This is a genomic window from Paractinoplanes aksuensis (genome assembly GCF_024137025.1).
Lineage (GTDB): Bacteria > Actinomycetota > Actinomycetes > Mycobacteriales > Micromonosporaceae > Actinoplanes > Actinoplanes aksuensis.
In genome coordinates this window covers 100,130-117,240 of record NZ_JAMYJR010000002.1, presented here as the reverse complement: position 1 = coordinate 117,240, position 17,111 = coordinate 100,130, and the positions used below count along the sequence as shown (strand labels likewise).

Here is a 17,111-nt window from a genome sequence, read left to right as displayed (position 1 = left end):
TTTCCCGATGATCATGATCAGGTGGGTCGTGCTGGCAGCGATCCTATTGGCGGCCGGCTGCGCGAAACCCTCCACCGACCCGGTCGTCCCGGCCGGGTGCGATCCCACCGCGGATCACCTCACCTGGTCGCCGAGCACCACCCGGCCCGTGCTCACCAACGCCTCACTCCTCGCCGGCACCCGCGAGACGATGCTGCTCGACGAGCCGTTCCGGCCGACCGTCACCGGCGTCGACGCACCGCCCGAGTGGCTGGAGCGCCTGGCCACATCGCTGCAGTCCGAGACGGGCTCCCCCGTCCTGGCCCGGTCCCCGGAGCCGACCCCGGACCACCTGGGCATCTCGGCCGAGAGTGGGACCCAGATGGTCCTCTGGACCGGCGTCAACCGCGTCACCGCCGAGTTCGAGGTGCGCTGCGACCCGACGGTCCGCGGCACGTTCCACGGCTGGTCGACCGCCACCACCGGCGTCGTCTTCTGCAACAGCTACCAGCCCGGCCCGCCCGACGCGTTCGGCAGCCTCGCCCTCACGCTGTGCCCCGCCCCGACGCCGGCCCCGTCCACCGGCGGCGAGCACCCGTGACCTACCGCCTGATCGAGGGCGATCCCGACCCCTCGTCCGTCCGGCGCATCACCTTCGTGCCTTTTCTTCCGGACGGCCGATGCGCCGCCCGCCCCGGGCCCGAACTGCTCACCGCGACCGTCAACGAAGGCGACCACTACCTGCTCGACACCTGCCTGACCGTCCCGGTCGACGCGCTGGCTTACCGCCCGCAGCGGGTGCACCCCTTCGCCGCCGACGGCGACCACCTCTACGTCTGGCTCGACGGCGACCGGACCGGCGACGGCCCGACCGCGAGCGCCGACGACTTCCCGGTCGTCCGCGACGGCCTGGCCTCGTTTCGCGAGCAGTCGGACGACGGCTACTACGCCGACAACGTACGCCTGCTCGAGCCCGCCTACCTGCGGGGCGCCACGCCGCAGGCAGGCTCCGGCTTCGACGGCGACGCTGATCGCTGGCGCGCCCGCCGTGAGCAGATCGTCGACCACTTGCACCGCGACGGCACGTTCCTGGACGTCGGCTGCGCCAACGGCCTGCTCATGGAGTCGATCCACGCGTGGGCGGCCGAGCGGGGCCGCACCATCGAGCCGTACGGGATAGATCTGGCCCCACGCCTGGTCGGGCTCGCCCGCGCCCGGCTGCCGCACTGGTCCGACCGCATCGAGCACGCCAACGCCATCGACTACCGGCCGCAAAACGGTCGCCGCTTCACCTTCGTCCACGTGCTGCCCGAGGCCGTTCCCGCCCGCCGCCGCCCCGACCTGTTCCGCCACCTGCTGACACTGGTCGAGCCCGGCGGCCGCCTGCTGATCAGCCGTTACGGCGACTCCCCGACGACCTCGACCATCACGCCCGGAGCCTCCGGCAGCCCGTAGGAACCGATGGCGGTCGCCCCGATCAGGGCCGTGACCGCCGCCGGTGGCAGATCGATCTCGAGCGGCCCGTCCTCCGGGTGGCGGACGGCGGCGGTGCCGGCCTGGTTCAGCAGCACCCGGTGATCGCCGCCTTCCAGGAGCAGACTCCGGCCGTACGGAAGCCGGTCGCGCACGGCGTCGGCCACCATCCCGGCCGTGATCTCCTTGACGGTGAGCCGGACCGCCTCGCCGGCCGGCGCCCACGTGAAACCGCCGACCAGCAGCCACCCCGTCGAGGAGCCGTCCCGCGCCCGGCCCGCCTCGACGGCCGCCCGCACCTCGGGGTCGTCGGTCGCCGAGGGCCGGTCGAGATCGGTCACCAACAGCGGCTGCCGTTCGGCCAGCAGGGCGAGCACGCCGTTGGTGTTCCAGCGCCGCGCCGCCTCGTACTCGTCGCCGGTCAGACCCACCACCTGCAGGAAGAGCACCCGCCCGTTGGGGGTGCCGATCGCGCCGAGTTCCGGGTCCTCGGCGAAGGCGAGCGCCGTCACCGCCGTCTCGTACTCGTGCCGGATCGGGCCGTTGGCGTTCATGTGGTGGCCGGGCTCGAACCAGTTGCCGCTCGAGTAGACGTAGCGGGCCAGGTTCTGCAGCAGGTTGGCCGCCCACAGCGGCGGCTCGGTCTCGTCCTCGTCGCGGGCGACCCGGAACGTGAACTCGAAGCCCCATCCCGATTCGTCGGCGTTGTCGGTCTCTTTCTCGTAGAGCTCGCTCATCCCGTAGCCGACCAGATGCCAGTGCGGCACCGGCTCACTGCGGGCGTAGAAGCTCACTCCGTCCAGCGGATCGGGTCCGCCCATCGCGAACTTGATCAGGGTCCCGAAGTGCTGCGGCTCGACACCGGGATACAGCGCGCCGAGCCGCTCGTCGATGGCGTCCCAGCCGGGAGGGTCAGAAGTCACCGCGATACAGAACCACACTCACCGTCGGCGGAACTCATGGGCCAGCACATACTTGGCGACGCCGACGCCGACCTTCACACCCTGGACGTCGGCGCTGCGGTAGTGGACGCCGCCCCAGATGCGGGCCTCGACCACCTCTTCGAGGGCGGCTGAGAAGCTCCGGAACGAGCGGGTGGTGCCGGAGTCGGCGCTGTAGGCCGAGAACGGGATGTCGTCGCGGCCGAAGAAGGCCCGCATCGTGTACATGATGGTCGAGGTCGAGCACGTGTGGCCCGAGGTGTAGTCGGGGAAGGGCGGGGTCACCAGCAGCGGCATCCAGGTCGGGTCGGCGGTGGTGCGGGGGTTGCCGTCGGATGCGGCCTCTTGCACGGCGGTGACCGGGCGCCAGAAGTTCCAGTGCTTCTTCTCGTTGAAGCAGGCGATCAGCGAGTCCGCGTTGGCGATCTCGGCCAGCCCGAAGAACCGGGCCGCCTGCAGCGTGGTCAGGTGCTGGCGGTCCGACACCTGGCGCTTGATCTCCCACTCGGTCAGGCGCCGGTCGTGCCACCAGATCGCCGACGAGGTCTGGTCGGCCGTGCGGACCGTGCTGGTCACGCCGCCGATCGCCTTGACCTCGTTGAAGTCGCGCGTGTAGGCCGCGCTCCGCAACGGCGGCGGCCCGGCCGTGCGGAACTGGTCGCCGCTGCGGATGGCGAAGGGGCGAAGGGATCCGACCCAGGCGCCGTCGGAAGCCGGCGTGGGCGGAGTGGGCCGCCATTGGCCCGGCGCGGTCGAGACGTTCCAAGTGGCGGAACCGAAAGCGCCGTCGCCGACCCGAGCGGCGATCATCGCGTCTGCCGCCCGGGTGCCCACCGCGATGCCGCCGGATTTGGCGCGGCCGTCCGGGATGCCGGAGAGGAAACAGGAAAGGTCGGATCGATCCAGATCAGCGTGGGCCGAGCGCCACCCCGTCCGACCTGCCAAAGGCGGCGAAGAATTTGTCGCGGAACTCGTCCATCCGCCAGACCGGACCATTCGCCGCCGGGCGCAGGTCGTCGGTCCAGCCCCAGGCCGCGATCCGGTCGAGCACCGCCGGGTCCTTGGCGATGATCGACACCGGCACGTCGTGGCTGGCCCCGCGGCCGGTGATGATGGACATCGGCTGGTGGTCGCCGAACATGATGAGCACAGTGTCGTCGCCGGCGAAGTCAGCCGCCCACGTGGTGAAGGCGTCGACCGAATAGGCCAGGGTCTTCGCGTACGAGGCCTGTGTCCTGACCGGATCGCCCCAGAGCTCGCTGCGGGGCGGCGCCGACGCCACCTGCGACTCGAACACCTTGCCGTCGCCGATCGCCGACCACGGCACCATCGACGGCACGTGCGTCCACGGCTCGTGGCTCGAGGTCATCGTGATCTCGGCCATCACCGGCTTGGTCGCTTTCGCGAACACGTCCCGCTGGAACTTGTCGAGCACGAACTGGTCGGGCATCCGCGACCACCCGAAGCGCGGGCCCTCGTAGCCCATGTTCCGTGAGTCGAACACCTGGTCGTAGCCGTAGAAGCTGCCCTCGGGCCAGTCCTTGGTGTTGCCCGGCTCCATGCCCGCGGTCTGCCACCCGGCGTCCCGGAAAGCGCGGGTCAGCGTCAGCCGGTCGCCGCTGACCATCTCGTCGTAGCGGCGCTGCGAGGTGACCCACAGCCCGGACTGGAACGACCCGTGCGCGAGCCAGCTGCCGCCGCCGTAGGTCGACGAGGTCAGCCAGCCCGTCCGCGAGTGGAAGCCGGCCGCGCCCAGCTTGGCGTCCGCCGCGTCGAGGGCCGGGTTGACGATGGCCGACATGCCGGGGTCGGTCAGCGAGCTGTGGCCCAGGCTCTCGACCACGCCGATGATCACGTTCTTGCCCTTGAGCCCGGCCACCAGGTCGGGCGCGGGCACCGTGGCGTACGGGTCGTGCGCCACCGCCGCCACGAACTGGCGCTCGTCGCGGATCGTGGCCGGTATCTGCCGTACGGTCGACTTGGCCAGGGTGATCGCCGAGTCGGAGGCGGCGGGCGCGTTCGGGAACAGCGTCAGCCCGCTCAGCGCGAGCGCGATCCAGGCCGCGGCCAGCCCGCCCAGCACCCGTTTGGCCGGCAGCGTGTGCCGCGTCCCCAGCTTGACGAGGCGCACCGCCGACAGCACCAGCGCGACCGCCAACCCGATGACCGCGACGACGGCCAGAACGACAGCCAGATTGGCGTACGTACGTCCGTCGGTCTCGGTCAAAGCGTTGTACCCGTCGCGGAGCAGCGGCGGGTCGAGCACCGGGTCGAATTTGCGCCCGAGGACCGTACGGAAACCGGCGTTTGCGATCTTGAAGACGACCAGCACCGCGAGGCCGAGCCCGGCCAGCACGGCGAACGGCCGGCGCCAGCGTACGGGCAGGGCCAGCGCGACCGCCCCGCCCAGGATCAGCTCGATCGGCAGCCGCAGAAAAGCCCCGGGCAGGAACGTGCCCGCCTTGGCCCGGGTGACCGCGTCCGGCACGACCAGGGCGGCCACGATCAGCACGGCCGCGGCCACGGTCAACAGGCCGCCGAGAAGGCGACGGATCTTCGGCAAAGCGGAAACTCCCGGTTCGAGGGCGTGGCCTCCCTCGGATACGGCCCGGAGCCGTACAAGGTTCAGAATCTCTGCCGCGGAGCCGCCTTCACCATCCGCAGACTCTGCTTGACCTTGCCCGCGGCCCGGCGCCGCAGCCGCACGATCGGGCTGACCCGGGGCTCGGGCACCAGGCCGTGCAGCTCCTCGGCGTGGGTGATCATGCCGATGATGGTCTCGATCGCGGTCTCCAGCAGCTGGTCGTGGCGCACCTGGCCCGGGGTCGGCTGCGGTTGCGGGTCGACCGGCCGCAGCTCGGCCAGGTCGCCCACCACCTCGCACGGGTAGTCGTCGAGGTCCTTGATCTGCTGTTCGGCCAGGTCGAGCACCCATTCGGCCCGTTCCGGGCCGACCCCGAACCGCAATTCGTTCGTACGGTTCTTGAGCACGGCGTCGACCAGGTGCCGCTGCACCGCGCGCTGGTAGGGCGCCCGGTGCGGGTACCGGTCACCCAGCGCCTGGTTGACCCGGCGCAGCACCTCGACCTCGGCCGCGCCCAGCGACGTGTTGGCCCCCATCGGCACGGTCAGGTCGCAGACCCCGTCCGGGATGCCGATGACCTCGGCGAACCGCCGCCACAGGGTGTCCCGGGGCGCGCCCGGCCCCGGCACGGTGATCAGGTGCCGGTTCGCGGCCGGCACCAGGTCGCCCCAGCGGCGCAGCATCCGGTTGGCCGTGTGGTGCTCCCAGAAGTCCTCGAAGCGGCCGCGCTCGACGGCCTGGATGAAGTCCTCGAAGCTCCACACGCTGCGGGCCCGGATGCTCTGCTGCCACATCGACGGGAAGGTCCGCCACAGGTCGCGCGCGGCCACGATGATGTGCACCTCGGCCGGCTGCATGCTGCGCACGGCCCGGGCCGCCTGGGCGTCGGTGGCCGCGCCCAGCCCCTCGTTGGTGATCACCACGTCGCCCGGCCAGCCCGCCGCCTTGTCGGCGATCCGGTCCCACGACCAGGCCGGGGTGGCGTGCCAGTTCATGCCGCGGAGGTCGGCCATGGCCTCGTCGTGGGCCGAGAACTTACCGGGCAGCAGGATGCCCACGCCCTTCAACGTCTCGACGTTGCTCCAGAGCACGTTCTGGACGTACGTGCTGCCGGTCTTGGGCGCGCCGATATGAAGAAAAACGCGTCGTGCCATGCCGCCTCCTGGTGGCGCGGGGTTTACGTCAGCACAACGTGTCTCAACGGCCCAGGTGGCGGCTTTGAATGCATTGTGTACGAGCTGTGATCTTGCACCTCACCCACCACAGAGACGCCGAACAATGTCGGTCTCAGTAGTAATTCACCCGATTGTGGGACGTTCCCGGGGCGACATTGCGGCTCCTTTCTGCCGAGCGGCCCCGAAAATGGGACCACCAATACAAAGGAGCGAATCAATGCGTCAACGGAGGCTATTCGCAGTTTTCGCGTCGTTGTTGACAACCGCGGCGGCCGTGCTGGTGACACCGGCGGCGGCCCAGGCGGCGTCGATCACCACCTGGATCAGCGTGCTGACACCGTCGGGGGCGATCGGGCCCAAGGTGATCGACGTCGCCGGCTGGTCGACGGAGGACCGGGCCAAGGTCCAGATCAAGAGTTTGAGTACGAGTGGCAACGTCCAGAACCAGCGCTGGGTGATCACCCAGGAGGCCGGGAACATCTACAGCTTCCGCAACGTGCTCTCCGGCAAGTGCCTCGACAAGTCGCTGGACGCCCCGGACGCGAACGGCAACCTGGTCTACCAGTACACCTGCAACACCTCGAACCCGAACCAACTGTGGCTGTTCATGTCGAAGGTGCCAGGCAGCAAATGGGGCATGCTGCGCAGCTACTCCGGCGGGCGCTGCCTCGACGTGCGCGGCAAGAGCTTCACCAACGGCGCCCAACTGCAGGTGTGGGACTGCGTCGGCGACTGGAACCAACGCTTCAACATTTTCTGACCTCGCCGAGTGCGGTTCGGCACCGCGGCCACCTATGCCTGCGCTGTTCTGCTACGAGGCAACGTTGCGAGCCTGGGCCGATCAACAGGTGCCCAACCCGGCAGGATATGCGCCTTTCTCAGGGATCTGATGGCTGTTCAAGGTCGAGCAGATACCCCGACGTCCAACACTCATGGCCGTAACGGAGACTGTCGAAGTCCATCACTGGGACATCGACACGGTGCGTCCGAGCCACTGATCCCGGCCCGCCCTGCTCGCGATCCAGGCGGACGATCCGGCGAACAAGCCACCGTCGTTCGGCCCGACCCAACACCTCGTCCGCGGATCCGTACAGGTCTGTTTGGTACGCCTCAGCGACGCTGAAACCGCCGCGAACACGAACCCAGGCACCCGCCTCCGGCAGAGGCAGCGGCGGATCGGAACCGCGCTCCCGAATGCTGCTCAAAGTCCCCAGGCGCAGTCCGGACGAGTCACCCACCTCCTGGACGTAGACGGCGAGTCCATCGACCTCGATCACCCACCCGTCCGTCCAGACGACACCGTCGAGCTGGACGACCCGGCCCACCAGATCGTGAACCCATCCGCCCCTCGAATCGGCCTGAGCGTCCGACACTCGTGGCAGCGACGCGGACGGCTCATGCTGCCCCCACGAAGTGCGATACCGGCAATGAAGAAGCAGCGACATCTCCACCACGCTGCCCACCTCAGCAGTGAGTCCGTCGCTGGCCACGACGTGGTCAGGAACCAGCACGTCACGCCACAGCACACCCATCTACTGATGATCGCTGGTCGCGCTCGCCGCCGGGCAGCAACCACGCGCGCGAGGCGCGCCGAGCAATGGCGGATGGGAAAGTCCGCCACCAGCACTCCATGCCGACGACCGCAAGGCATGAGCCGGTCCGAGTCCGGTAGCCCATGCGCGCCTTGTACGCGGCGGATGTGCGCGCTCGATACGTCTTACACAGGCGTTTCGGTTTGGGCTGTGTTTTCCGGTTACCGGACTTCCTGCTCCGCTTTCCCGCACTTTCCAGAACTGGCATGGATTTTGTTTGGCGTGTCGCGGCCCGGGTTCGGGATAATAGTGCATGGCGCAATTGAGTTTGTTCTCCCGGTCGGAGATCACGGCCTGGCGGGATCGGACCCGGTCACGCCGTTATTCGCCGGACAAAGAAGAATTCCGCCGCGATCATGCACGCCGCCGGAACTGGGGGTTAAAAAGGCGGCACGCAACAAAGCTGTGCCGATTGCACGGTTGTTCGCGGGAATGCGGAGCGCTGGGACTGCATGATCCGGTAGATCCGATACCACCGCTGATCTGGGATCACCAAACCAGTGCCACCCGCCCGGCGCCCCGTGGCGGTGCACCGACCGGTCCGCCACACCCGCCCACCGCCACGGAACCAGCCGACCGGCCCCGGCCCGTTGATCACGCACTGCCCGCAGACCGCGCTGCTGTGGCAGAGCCTGCCCCGCACAGCAGCCACGCTCAGACCAAGACGCCACACCCGGCAGACACGAAAGCCATGGCCGACGAATCGGGCCAGGACACCGCCACGACACCGCCACCAGAGACGGAGACACCCGACACATCGAGCCTGTCCACCGCAGCAACGCCGGTGACGGCGCTGCGGACCGCGGGCACATCGGGCCTGGCCACCGCGGCAACGCCCGTGGCAGTGCTGCGGACCGCGGGCACATCGGGCCTGGCCACCGCGGCAACGCCCGTGGCAGTGCTGGGGACCGCGAGCAGATGGGGCCTGGCCGTCACGGCGACGCCGGTAGCAGTGCTGGGGGCTGCGGGGACATCGGGCCTGGCCACCGCGGCAACGCCCGTGGCGGTGCTGGAGGCGGCGGGCGCATCGGGCCTGGTCGCCGCGGCAACGCCGGTGACGGGGGCGAGACCGACGGCGCCCACCCCGGACCGGCCGCCACCGGTCGCCGCGCGGATACGGGTCGTCCGGCCGGCATCAGCCGATCCGCCGGCCGCGACCGGTCACGCATCACCTGCTCACCCACGGGAACGAGCCGGTCGACCACAACCGGCCAGGCCGCAACCGCATAACCCAGCAGCACCTGTCGATCGGCCCACGGCCGGCGCCACGCTGCCGCCGCAGGTGCGGGCCGCGCTGACGTTGCGGTACCTGGCCGACTCGCCCAGCAACAGCATCCCGGCCAAACACCCCACCAACCGACACCACCGACGGCGTCACAACACCACCGACGACCATCCCGCCGCCGCACCAAACCGACATCAGACTGCGCCAACAACAGGCCGCCTGCAGTCAACCAGCAGAACACTGCCCACGGGAACCGGCTGGATCAACAGCCTGCCCTATACGGGAATTCCACCACCCGGCCGGGAAACAGGCAACAATTCCAGCAACCGTTTCGCCATCTCCGATGACATAACGACGTGCACTCGTCCGCGCGAATCAGTACGCCTTTTTCAGGGCGCCAGGTCATCTGTGCACGGCTCGAGAATGCCGCCCTGATTGTTACCGGGCCGCGGCGCCCTGGTCGGAGTTTTCGCCTATCTTTAATCTACTTTACCCGGTAGTCGATTCACGGCAGGTTGCCTTATTCGTGAACGGTTCAGGGATGGCGCCGCTGATATTGTGGTGTCGTTGTGACGTGCACGGGCCCTTGATCGGGTGTCCGCTTCTCGGCAGATCCGCTCACCGGCATACGGGTCGCTTTGTGATCGCTTGCGCGCGGCGTGAAACGGGGCGTGGTGGCGGTCGCGGCTCTCAGCCGGCACGGAGGGCGCTGCGGGAGAGGATGTCGGCCTGGCGGGTCGGTTCGGGGATGCGGTAGTGGCCGCTGAGGCGGACCGTCAGGTCGGTGCAGTCGTCGAGGCCGATGCGGTGGCCGGGTGAGACGAAGACCGGCTTGACCCCCGTTTGCGTACGCACGACGCGCCCCACCACCTCGTCCGCGTCCACCAGGTCGGATGTCTGGCCGCGGGCCGGGCCGGGATCGGTCGATGTGCCCACGAAAGCCGTCTTGGCCACGCCGAACGACGGCACGTCGAGCAGCACCCCGAGGTGGCAGGCCAGCCCGAACCGCCGCGGGTGGGCCAGCCCGTAGCCGTCGCACATCAGCAGGGACGGCGGCGTGGACAGTCGCTCGATGGCGGCCAGCAGCAGGGGCACCTCGCGGAAGGCCAGCAGCCCGGGCACGTACGGGAAGGAAGCCTCACCCCCGTGGGTCGCCACCTCGACGACGGTCAGGGTGGCCACGTCGACCACGACGGCCGCCGCCACCGCCCGCTGCTCGCCGTAGGTGACGTCCAGCCCGACGACGGTCGGCGGGAGGTCGACCGGCGACGCCGGGATGATCAGGCGCGAGCGCAGTGAGTCCTGGATCGCCTCGGCCTCGGCGGCGGTGGTGGGCTGCACGCCCGCACGTTACGCGGCCGGTCGGGGCGCGGCCCGGCGGCCCACCCGCACCTGGTCGCGGCCGCCGCGTTTGGCCTCGTAGAGACCGTCGTCGGCGTCCGCCACCAGGTCGGCCACGGTCCGGCCAGGGCCCGGGACCTCGGCGCTCACGCCCACGCTGACCGTCACCACGCCCGCGGGCGCGCCGGGGTGGGCCGCGCCGAGCGCGCGCACCGCCCGCTGCACCCGTTCGGCCAGCTCGACCGCCGCGGCCGGGCCGGTGCCGGTCAGCACGACGGTGAACTCCTCGCCGCCGTACCGGGCGACCAGGCCCCTCTCCCCCACCGCGGCCGCAATGGCCCGGGCCACCTTGCGCAGGCAGTCGTCGCCGGCCGTGTGTCCCAGGCGGTCGTTGTAGAGCTTGAAGTGGTCGATGTCGACCATCAGGACGGCCAGCGGCTCGCTTCCGCCGGCCTGCCACGCGCGTTCGAGCGCCTGGTCGAGGTGGCGGCGGTTGGCCAGGCCGGTCAGCCCGTCGGTGCCGCTGAGGATCTGCAGCTGGGCGTTGGCCAGCCGCAGCTGTTCGGTGCGCTCGGCCACCTTGCGTTCGAGCGACGCGTAGAGGTCGGCGTTCTCGATCGAGACGACCAGCTGGCTGCCGATGATGCGGACCACGTCGAGCCGCTGGTCGGTGAACGTTCCGCGCCACAGCCGGTTCTCGAGCACCAGCATGGCCCGCGGCTCGCCGTGCGACACCACCGTCACCGCGAGCGCGGCGCACAGCTCGACCCCGTCCAGGTACGGGTCCTGGGCGAACCGGGGGTCGTCGACCGCGTTGTCGAGCACCAGCGGGGCCTGGGTGCGTTCGACGTAGCGGACGATGCTCACCGGCACCCGGCCCGGCGCGATCACCGAGCGGCCGTCGGTCCAGTCCCCGGCCTCGTCGTCGCGGGTCAGCAGGTGGACCTTGGTCGCGCCGGTGAGCGAGGCCAGGATCTCGACCACCCGGACGCGGAGCTGGTCGATCCGGGTCTCGGAGCTCAGCGCCCGGGACGCCTCGACCACCGCCATCAGGTCGACCGCCTCGGAGGCGAACGTGGTCGACGTGCCCGCGCTCGAAGCCGGGGCCCCGGCCCGCCGCTCGCGCAGGAAGGGGAATTCGCGTTCTTGCGCGGCCACCTTGGCCGTCGCGCCCCAGTCGAGCCAGCGGTCGTGCGAGTCCCGCAGCAGCCGCTGCCCCACGTAGGCGAGCCCGGCCGCGAGCTGGAAACGCCCGGCCCGCTCGGCCAGGAACGCGTGCTGCCAGGGGCGGCGGTGCCGGCCGGCCGCCCGCAACGCCTCGTCGAACAGGACACCGGCCGCCGGGTCGCCGACGGACCAGGCCCGCTCGGCGGCCAGCCACCGGGCGAGGTGCTCGAAGTTGGCCGGGGCGTCGGCCGCCCGTTCGTCGAGCCAGCGCAGCACCGGTTCGGCCTCGTCGATCCGGTGCTCGGCCAGCAGTGCGTAGGCGCGGACGAACTGGGCGGTGGCGGTGAAGTAGTTGCCCTCGATGTAGGGCAGCGAGCTCTCGATGCCCGCCGCGTGCGCGACCAGCGCCGGGACGTCGTCGAAGAAGGCCGCGGCCAGGGCCTGCAGGATGCTGCGATAGGCGGCCGCCATCGGGTTGTCACCGGTGCGGCCGGTGTCGCGCGAACCGCCGGTCAGCAGCTCGTGCAGGGCCTCGAACTCGGCCATGATGGCGGCGTTCTGCTCGTTGGCGACGCGCTTGGTGAAGGCGATCGACCGGACGAGCTCGGCCTGGAACGCGGGCAGCGCGGGCGCGCAGTCGAGCAGAGCAGGCACGGTCGTGTGCGAGGTGAAGCAGGCGAAGGCCAGGTCGCCACCGTGGACCAGCCGCTCGTAGGCCAGCCGGGCCAGGTCGACGCTGTGCTCGACCGGCTCGAACCAGTGGGTGGTGCTGACCGAGGCCAGGAACCGCACCGCCGCCGTCTCGGCGTCCCAGCCCCGGGCGTCGCCGACCTCCTCGAGGTGGCGCAGCACCCGGTAGCCGGTGCCGTAGTCGCGGCGGAACTCGACGGCGCCGATGCCGGAGTGGGCCAGCGGCACGACCAGGGCGGCCGACGGGCCGTGCTCGGACCAGATCCAGCGGGCGGTGGTGACCAGCGCGACCAGCGTGGCGTGGTCGCTGAAGAAGGCGGGCGGCATCATCCGGGCCAGCAGGCGGCAGGCCGCGACCATGGTGGGCTCGGCGACGTCGGCCCGGGCCAGATCGTCGGCCACCCGCAAGGTGGGCGCCCACTCCCGCATGTCGTCGAGCCCGGTGTCGCGCAGGGGGACGCCGAGCCGATCCAGCAGCGCCCGGCCCAGCGCCAGGGCGTCCGCGGCCCGGCCCCGGATGGTCAGGCTCTCGATCTGGACCACAGCCGGCTCGGCCCGGGCGATCGGGTCGAGTCGATCGGCCAGCCCGGACCACAGGGCGTCGGCCTCGGGCAGCCGGCCGAGGCTGTAGAGCGCGCGGTGGTGGTCGATCAGGATCCGGTCGAGCAGCGCCGGGTCGTCACCGGCGAGCGGCGTGGCGGCGGCCAGGTAGCGCTCGGCCACCGGATAGTTGATCATCCGGAGGCCGGTCGCGGTCGACCGGAACAGCTCGGCCACCCGGCGCCGGGTGGCGGGGTCGGTGACCAGGGCGGCCGCGGGCAGGTACTGCTGGGCAGCGACGGCGGCGTGCTCGGGGCGGTCGGCCAGGCGCTCGGCCAGCACCAGGTGCAGCAGGCGCCGGGCCCGGGGCGGGGTCAGGGCGTACGCGGCCTGCTGCACCCGGTCGTGCCGGAACGCGACGCCCTCGTCGAGCACGACCAGCCCGTCCTCCAGGGCCGGGGCCAGCCCGGCCTCGACCTCGTCGGGGGTGCTGTGCAGGGCGGCCGCCAGCAGGTCGAACCCGGTCTCGCCGCCCAGCGCGCCCATCACCGTGAGCACCCGGCGGCAGGCGCGCGGCAACCGGTCGAGCCGGGCCACCAGCAGGTCACCGATGTCGCTGTCGCCGACCCAGCTGCGAACGGCGTCGGCGTCCCAGTCCCATCCGTCGCCGGACGGGGCCAGCACCCCGCCCAGCCGCAGGCTGTTGATCAGCTCGACCGTGTCGAACGGGTTGCCCCCGGTGCGGGCCGCGATGGCGCCGGCCAGCCCGGCCGCCCGTTCGGCGGGCAGCCGCAGCACCTCGGCCAGCAGTTCGGTCACGTCGTCCGGGGGCAGGTTGCGCAGGCGCAGCTCGCGCGGCGGCGGCTCGAAGCGCTGCCAGCGGGCCAGCACGGCCGACAGCGGGTGCGAGGCGTCGACCTCCTCCTCGCGGTAGGCCCCGATCACCAGCAGGCCCGGCAGCCCCTCGGCGGTCAGCAGCGCCTCGAGGAACGCCATCGGGGTGGCTGCCGCCCACTGCACGTCGTCGACCACGAGGGCCAGGGGCCGGGCGGGCGAGACGACCGCGCCGATGAGGGTCAGCGCGGCCTGGAACAGCCGCCCCTGCACCTCGGCCTGGTCGCCGCGGGGCGGTTCGGGCTCGATCCGCAGCAGCGGCGACAGCTCGGGGATGAGACCGGCCAGCAGCCCCGCGTTGTCGCCCAGGGCCGGGACGAGCACGGCCCGCAGCCGGGCCAGGTCGGTCTCGTCCTCGCCCAGCAGCAGCCGGGCCAGCCCGCGGACGGCGGTGGCCATCGCGTCCGAGGCCGTGTCCTGGCGGTACTGGTCGAACTTGCCGGTGACGAACCAGCCGCCGGCCGCCGTGGCCAGGCCGCGCAGCTCGTTGATGAGCGCGGTCTTGCCGACCCCGGACGGCCCGCTGATCAGCAGGCCCCGGGCCCGCCCGGCCAGCGCGTCGTCGAAGGCGGCCCGCAGCACGGCGACCTCGGGGTCGCGCCCGATCAGGCGGGACGGCGCGGTCAACCGGGCCGGGAAGTCGCGGGCCCCCAGCTCGAATGGGCCGTCGGCCAGCCGGGCCAGGTCGTGGGCGCAGCCCTCGGCGCTCTGGTAGCGCCGGTCCGGCTCCTTCTCGAGCAGCCGGTCGATGATCTCGGCCAGCATCGGCGGCGCGGCCGGCACGAGCTGGGTGACCCGGGCCGGGCGCCGGGCCAGGTGGTCGTGCAGCAGTTCGAGGGGGTTGGTCGCGGTGAACGGCGGGCGCCCGGTGACCAGCTCGAACAGGGTGGCCCCGAGCGCGTAGAGGTCGGAGCGGCGGTCGACGGCCCGGCCGGTGCGCCCGGTCTGCTCCGGGGCCAGGTAGGCCAGCGTGCCCGCGACCTGGCTCTCGTGGGTGAAGCCGGGCCGCTCCTCGGCGGCCGTGGTGGCCAGCTCGAAGTCGATCAGCACGGGATCGAGCCCGTTGAGCACGACGTTGGCCGGGTTGATGTCCTTGTGCACGACGCCGGCCGCGTGCACGGCCGCGACGACCCGGGTCAGCCCGAGCGCGACGGCGCAGACGGCGCTCATCGGGCGGTGACCGGCCCGGATCCAGGACGCGAGGCTGTCGCCCTCGTCCACCAGCACCAGCTCGGTGTCGCGGCGGGCCCCTGGGGCCCGGCGGACCACGCCCGGCACGCCGGCCAGGCGTTTCAGCGTCTCGCGCTCACGCCGGCAGCGCTCGACCGCGTCCGGGCCGCGCAGCTCCTTACGAATGAGCCCGCGCGTTCGCACGACCCGGGTGCGCGCGCTCTCGTAGAGCACCTCGACCTGGGTGTCCGACACAAGAGAACCCATCGGCCGGACCCGGCTTTTCCTGAGCATGGATCGGCCCGGCCGCGGAGAAGATCCGCGGCCGGGCCGGGTCGCGCCGAGCTGGGACTCAGGCGCGGAGCACCGCCACTCCCCTGGCGGTGAGAGTGCGGCCGGGACCGCCGAGGGCGGTGATCTCGACCGGTTCCTCGGTGCGGTTGATGACGAACCGGGTACCGCCGCGGATGGCCAGCTCGACCTTTCCGCGCAGCTCCTCGGGCAGCTCACTGGTCACGCCGGCGTTCGCCAGCAGCTCGGCCAGCACCGGCGCGAGACCGTCGGGGCCGAGGCGGGTCGAGACGTACGCCGCCGAGCCGTCACCGGCCGGACGCCGGGTGATCGCCGGCCGACCGGCCTGGTCGCCGGTCTTGTACGAGGCCAGCACCGCGGTGTCGTCGCCGGTCACGTCGATCCGGTCGGTCCAGAGCGTGCCGGTGAGCCCGTTGTCGAGCTCGGCGGTGTCGCCCTCGAGCAGCGGCCCGAACTCCTCGATGCGCAGACCGAGCAGGTCGCGCAGCGCGCCCGGGTAGCCGCCGAGCCAGATGTGGTCGTTCTCGTCGACGATCCCCGAGGCGTAGGTGGTCACCAGATGACCGCCATTTTCCACGTACGCGGTGAGCTGGCCGGCCAGATCGGCCGGGATCACGTGCAGGATCGGAGCCACCACGACGTCGTACCCACCGAGGTCGGCCCCCACCGGAACCACGTCGGCCCGTACGCCCAGGTCGAGGAACGCCGTGTACCAGTCCAGCGCCTCCTGCCGGTAGCGCAGCTTCTCGGTCGGGTGCGAGTCCTGCTCGACGGCCCACCACGAGGTCCAGTCGAACAGGATGGCGGCCCGGGCCGGGGTCCGCGGCGTGCCGGCCAGCGGGGCCAGGTCGCGCAGCGTGGCGCCGAGCCCGGCGACGTCGCGGAACAGCTGCGAGTCGGTGCCCGCGTGCGGGTACATGGCCGAGTGGTACTTCTCGGCCCCGGCCCGCGACTGCCGCCACTGGAAGAAGCAGACCGCGTCGGCGCCGTGGGCCACGTGGGTCAGCGAGTCGCGCTCGAGCTCGCCCGGCTTCTTGGCCAGGTTGATCGGCTGCCAGTTCACGGCCGACGTCGAGTGCTCCATCAGGAACCACGGCTTGGCCCCGGCGATATTGCCGGTGAGGTTGGCCGAGAACGACAGCTCGTCCAGCGTCTGCGCGCCGGGCAGGCGGTAGTGGTCGTTCGACACGAAGTCGACCTCGGCCGCCCAGTCCGCGTAGTCCATGCCCTTGGTCTCGCCCATGACCATGAAGTTGGTCGTGACCGGGATGTCCGGGGTGATCTCGCGCAGGATCTCGCGCTCGGCGATCAGGTAGTCCTTGAGCGCGTCGGACGAGAACCGCTTGAAGTCGAGCTGCTGGGTCGGGTTGGGGTGGGTGGCGGCCTGCCGCGGGGGCAGGATCTGCTCGAAGTCGGTGTACCACTGCGACCAGAACGCCGTGCCCCAGGCCTCGTTGAGCTCGTCGATCGACGCGTAGCGGGCCCGCAGCCAGGTGCGGAACGCGGCCGCCGCGTCGTCCGAGTAGTCGTAGACGTTGTGGCAGCCCAGCTCGTTGCTGACGTGCCAGGCGACCACGGCCGGGTGGTTGCCGTAGCGCTCGGCGATCGCCCGGACCAGGCGCAGGGCGTACGTCCGGAAGATCGGCGAGGTCGGCCGCCACTGCTGGCGGCCGCCCGGCCAGATGGTGTTGCCCTGCTTGTCCACCGGCAGGATCTCCGGGTGCCGGGTCGTCAGCCACGGCGGCGGCGAGGCCGTCGCCGTGGCCAGGTCGACCGAGATCCCGTTGGCGTGCAACAGGTCGATCGCGTCGTCGAGCCAGCCGAAGTCGTACTCGCCCTCGGCCGTCTCGAGGCGCGCCCACGAGAAGATGGCGAGCGAGACGATGGTGACGCCGGCCTCGCGCATCGCGCGCACGTCGTCGTCCCAGACCTCGCGGGGCCACTGCTCGGGGTTGTAGTCCGCGCCGTACTCGAGACGGGGGTCTCCGGCCCGGCGCAACCAACGGGGGTTTGACACTGAATCTCCCA

11 protein-coding genes are annotated in these 17,111 nt (G+C 71.3%); 3 read left to right on the top strand and 8 right to left on the bottom strand.

Going from position 1 to position 17,111, the window contains the following annotated elements; translation table 11 throughout:
- The first annotated feature begins 7 nt into the window (after window positions 1-7).
- Window positions 8-580, top strand: coding sequence for a hypothetical protein (locus M1L60_RS02450; RefSeq protein ID WP_253235592.1), 573 nt, complete (start codon window positions 8-10; stop codon window positions 578-580).
- Window positions 577-1,434, top strand: coding sequence for a class I SAM-dependent methyltransferase (locus M1L60_RS47685; RefSeq protein WP_253235591.1), 858 nt, complete (start codon window positions 577-579; stop codon window positions 1,432-1,434). Before M1L60_RS02450 ends, M1L60_RS47685 begins: the two co-directional genes overlap by 4 nt.
- On the opposite strand, the gene M1L60_RS02440 is transcribed toward M1L60_RS47685, so the two are convergent.
- The 4 genes from M1L60_RS02440 to M1L60_RS02425 all read right to left on the bottom strand — a co-directional run bounded on the left by M1L60_RS02440 (window position 1,377) and on the right by M1L60_RS02425 (window position 6,131).
- A complete protein-coding gene (locus tag M1L60_RS02440) occupies window positions 1,377-2,375 on the bottom strand; it encodes a suppressor of fused domain protein (protein ID WP_253235590.1) in 999 nt (332 codons plus the stop codon). The genes M1L60_RS47685 and M1L60_RS02440 overlap by 58 nt on opposite strands.
- Before the next feature lie 18 nt (window positions 2,376-2,393).
- Complete coding sequence (locus tag M1L60_RS02435) at window positions 2,394-3,203, bottom strand: vanadium-dependent haloperoxidase (protein ID WP_253235589.1); 810 nt, start codon at window positions 3,201-3,203, stop codon at window positions 2,394-2,396.
- Window positions 3,204-3,300: 97 nt separating this feature from the next.
- Window positions 3,301-4,956 carry a sulfatase-like hydrolase/transferase gene (locus M1L60_RS02430; RefSeq protein WP_253235588.1) on the bottom strand — a complete coding sequence of 552 codons (1,656 nt, stop codon included), beginning with the start codon at window positions 4,954-4,956 and terminating at the stop codon, window positions 3,301-3,303.
- 62 nt (window positions 4,957-5,018) lie between these two features.
- A complete protein-coding gene (locus tag M1L60_RS02425) occupies window positions 5,019-6,131 on the bottom strand; it encodes a hypothetical protein (RefSeq protein ID WP_253235587.1) in 1,113 nt (370 codons plus the stop codon).
- 238 nt (window positions 6,132-6,369) lie between these two features.
- Between M1L60_RS02425 and M1L60_RS02420 the strand changes: the two genes are divergently transcribed.
- Window positions 6,370-6,912, top strand: coding sequence for an RICIN domain-containing protein (locus M1L60_RS02420; RefSeq protein WP_253235586.1), 543 nt, complete (start codon window positions 6,370-6,372; stop codon window positions 6,910-6,912).
- A 118-nt stretch (window positions 6,913-7,030) separates the two neighbouring features.
- On the opposite strand, the gene M1L60_RS02415 is transcribed toward M1L60_RS02420, so the two are convergent.
- The 4 genes from M1L60_RS02415 to M1L60_RS02400 all read right to left on the bottom strand — a co-directional run bounded on the left by M1L60_RS02415 (window position 7,031) and on the right by M1L60_RS02400 (window position 17,100).
- The gene (locus M1L60_RS02415; protein ID WP_253235585.1) at window positions 7,031-7,684 is read right to left on the bottom strand and encodes a hypothetical protein; all 654 of its coding nucleotides are present in this window, start codon (window positions 7,682-7,684) and stop codon (window positions 7,031-7,033) included.
- 1,975 nt (window positions 7,685-9,659) lie between these two features.
- The gene (locus tag M1L60_RS02410; RefSeq protein WP_253235584.1) at window positions 9,660-10,310 is read right to left on the bottom strand and encodes an endonuclease V; all 651 of its coding nucleotides are present in this window, start codon (window positions 10,308-10,310) and stop codon (window positions 9,660-9,662) included.
- A gap of 9 nt (window positions 10,311-10,319) precedes the next feature.
- Window positions 10,320-15,038, bottom strand: coding sequence for a diguanylate cyclase (locus M1L60_RS02405; protein ID WP_253235583.1), 4,719 nt, complete (start codon window positions 15,036-15,038; stop codon window positions 10,320-10,322).
- Between the two features lie 85 nt (window positions 15,039-15,123).
- Window positions 15,124-17,100 (bottom strand): beta-galactosidase, encoded by a 1,977-nt coding sequence (locus tag M1L60_RS02400; RefSeq protein ID WP_253235582.1) that lies wholly within the window; start codon window positions 17,098-17,100, stop codon window positions 15,124-15,126.
- Between the last annotated feature and the right edge of the window lie 11 nt (window positions 17,101-17,111).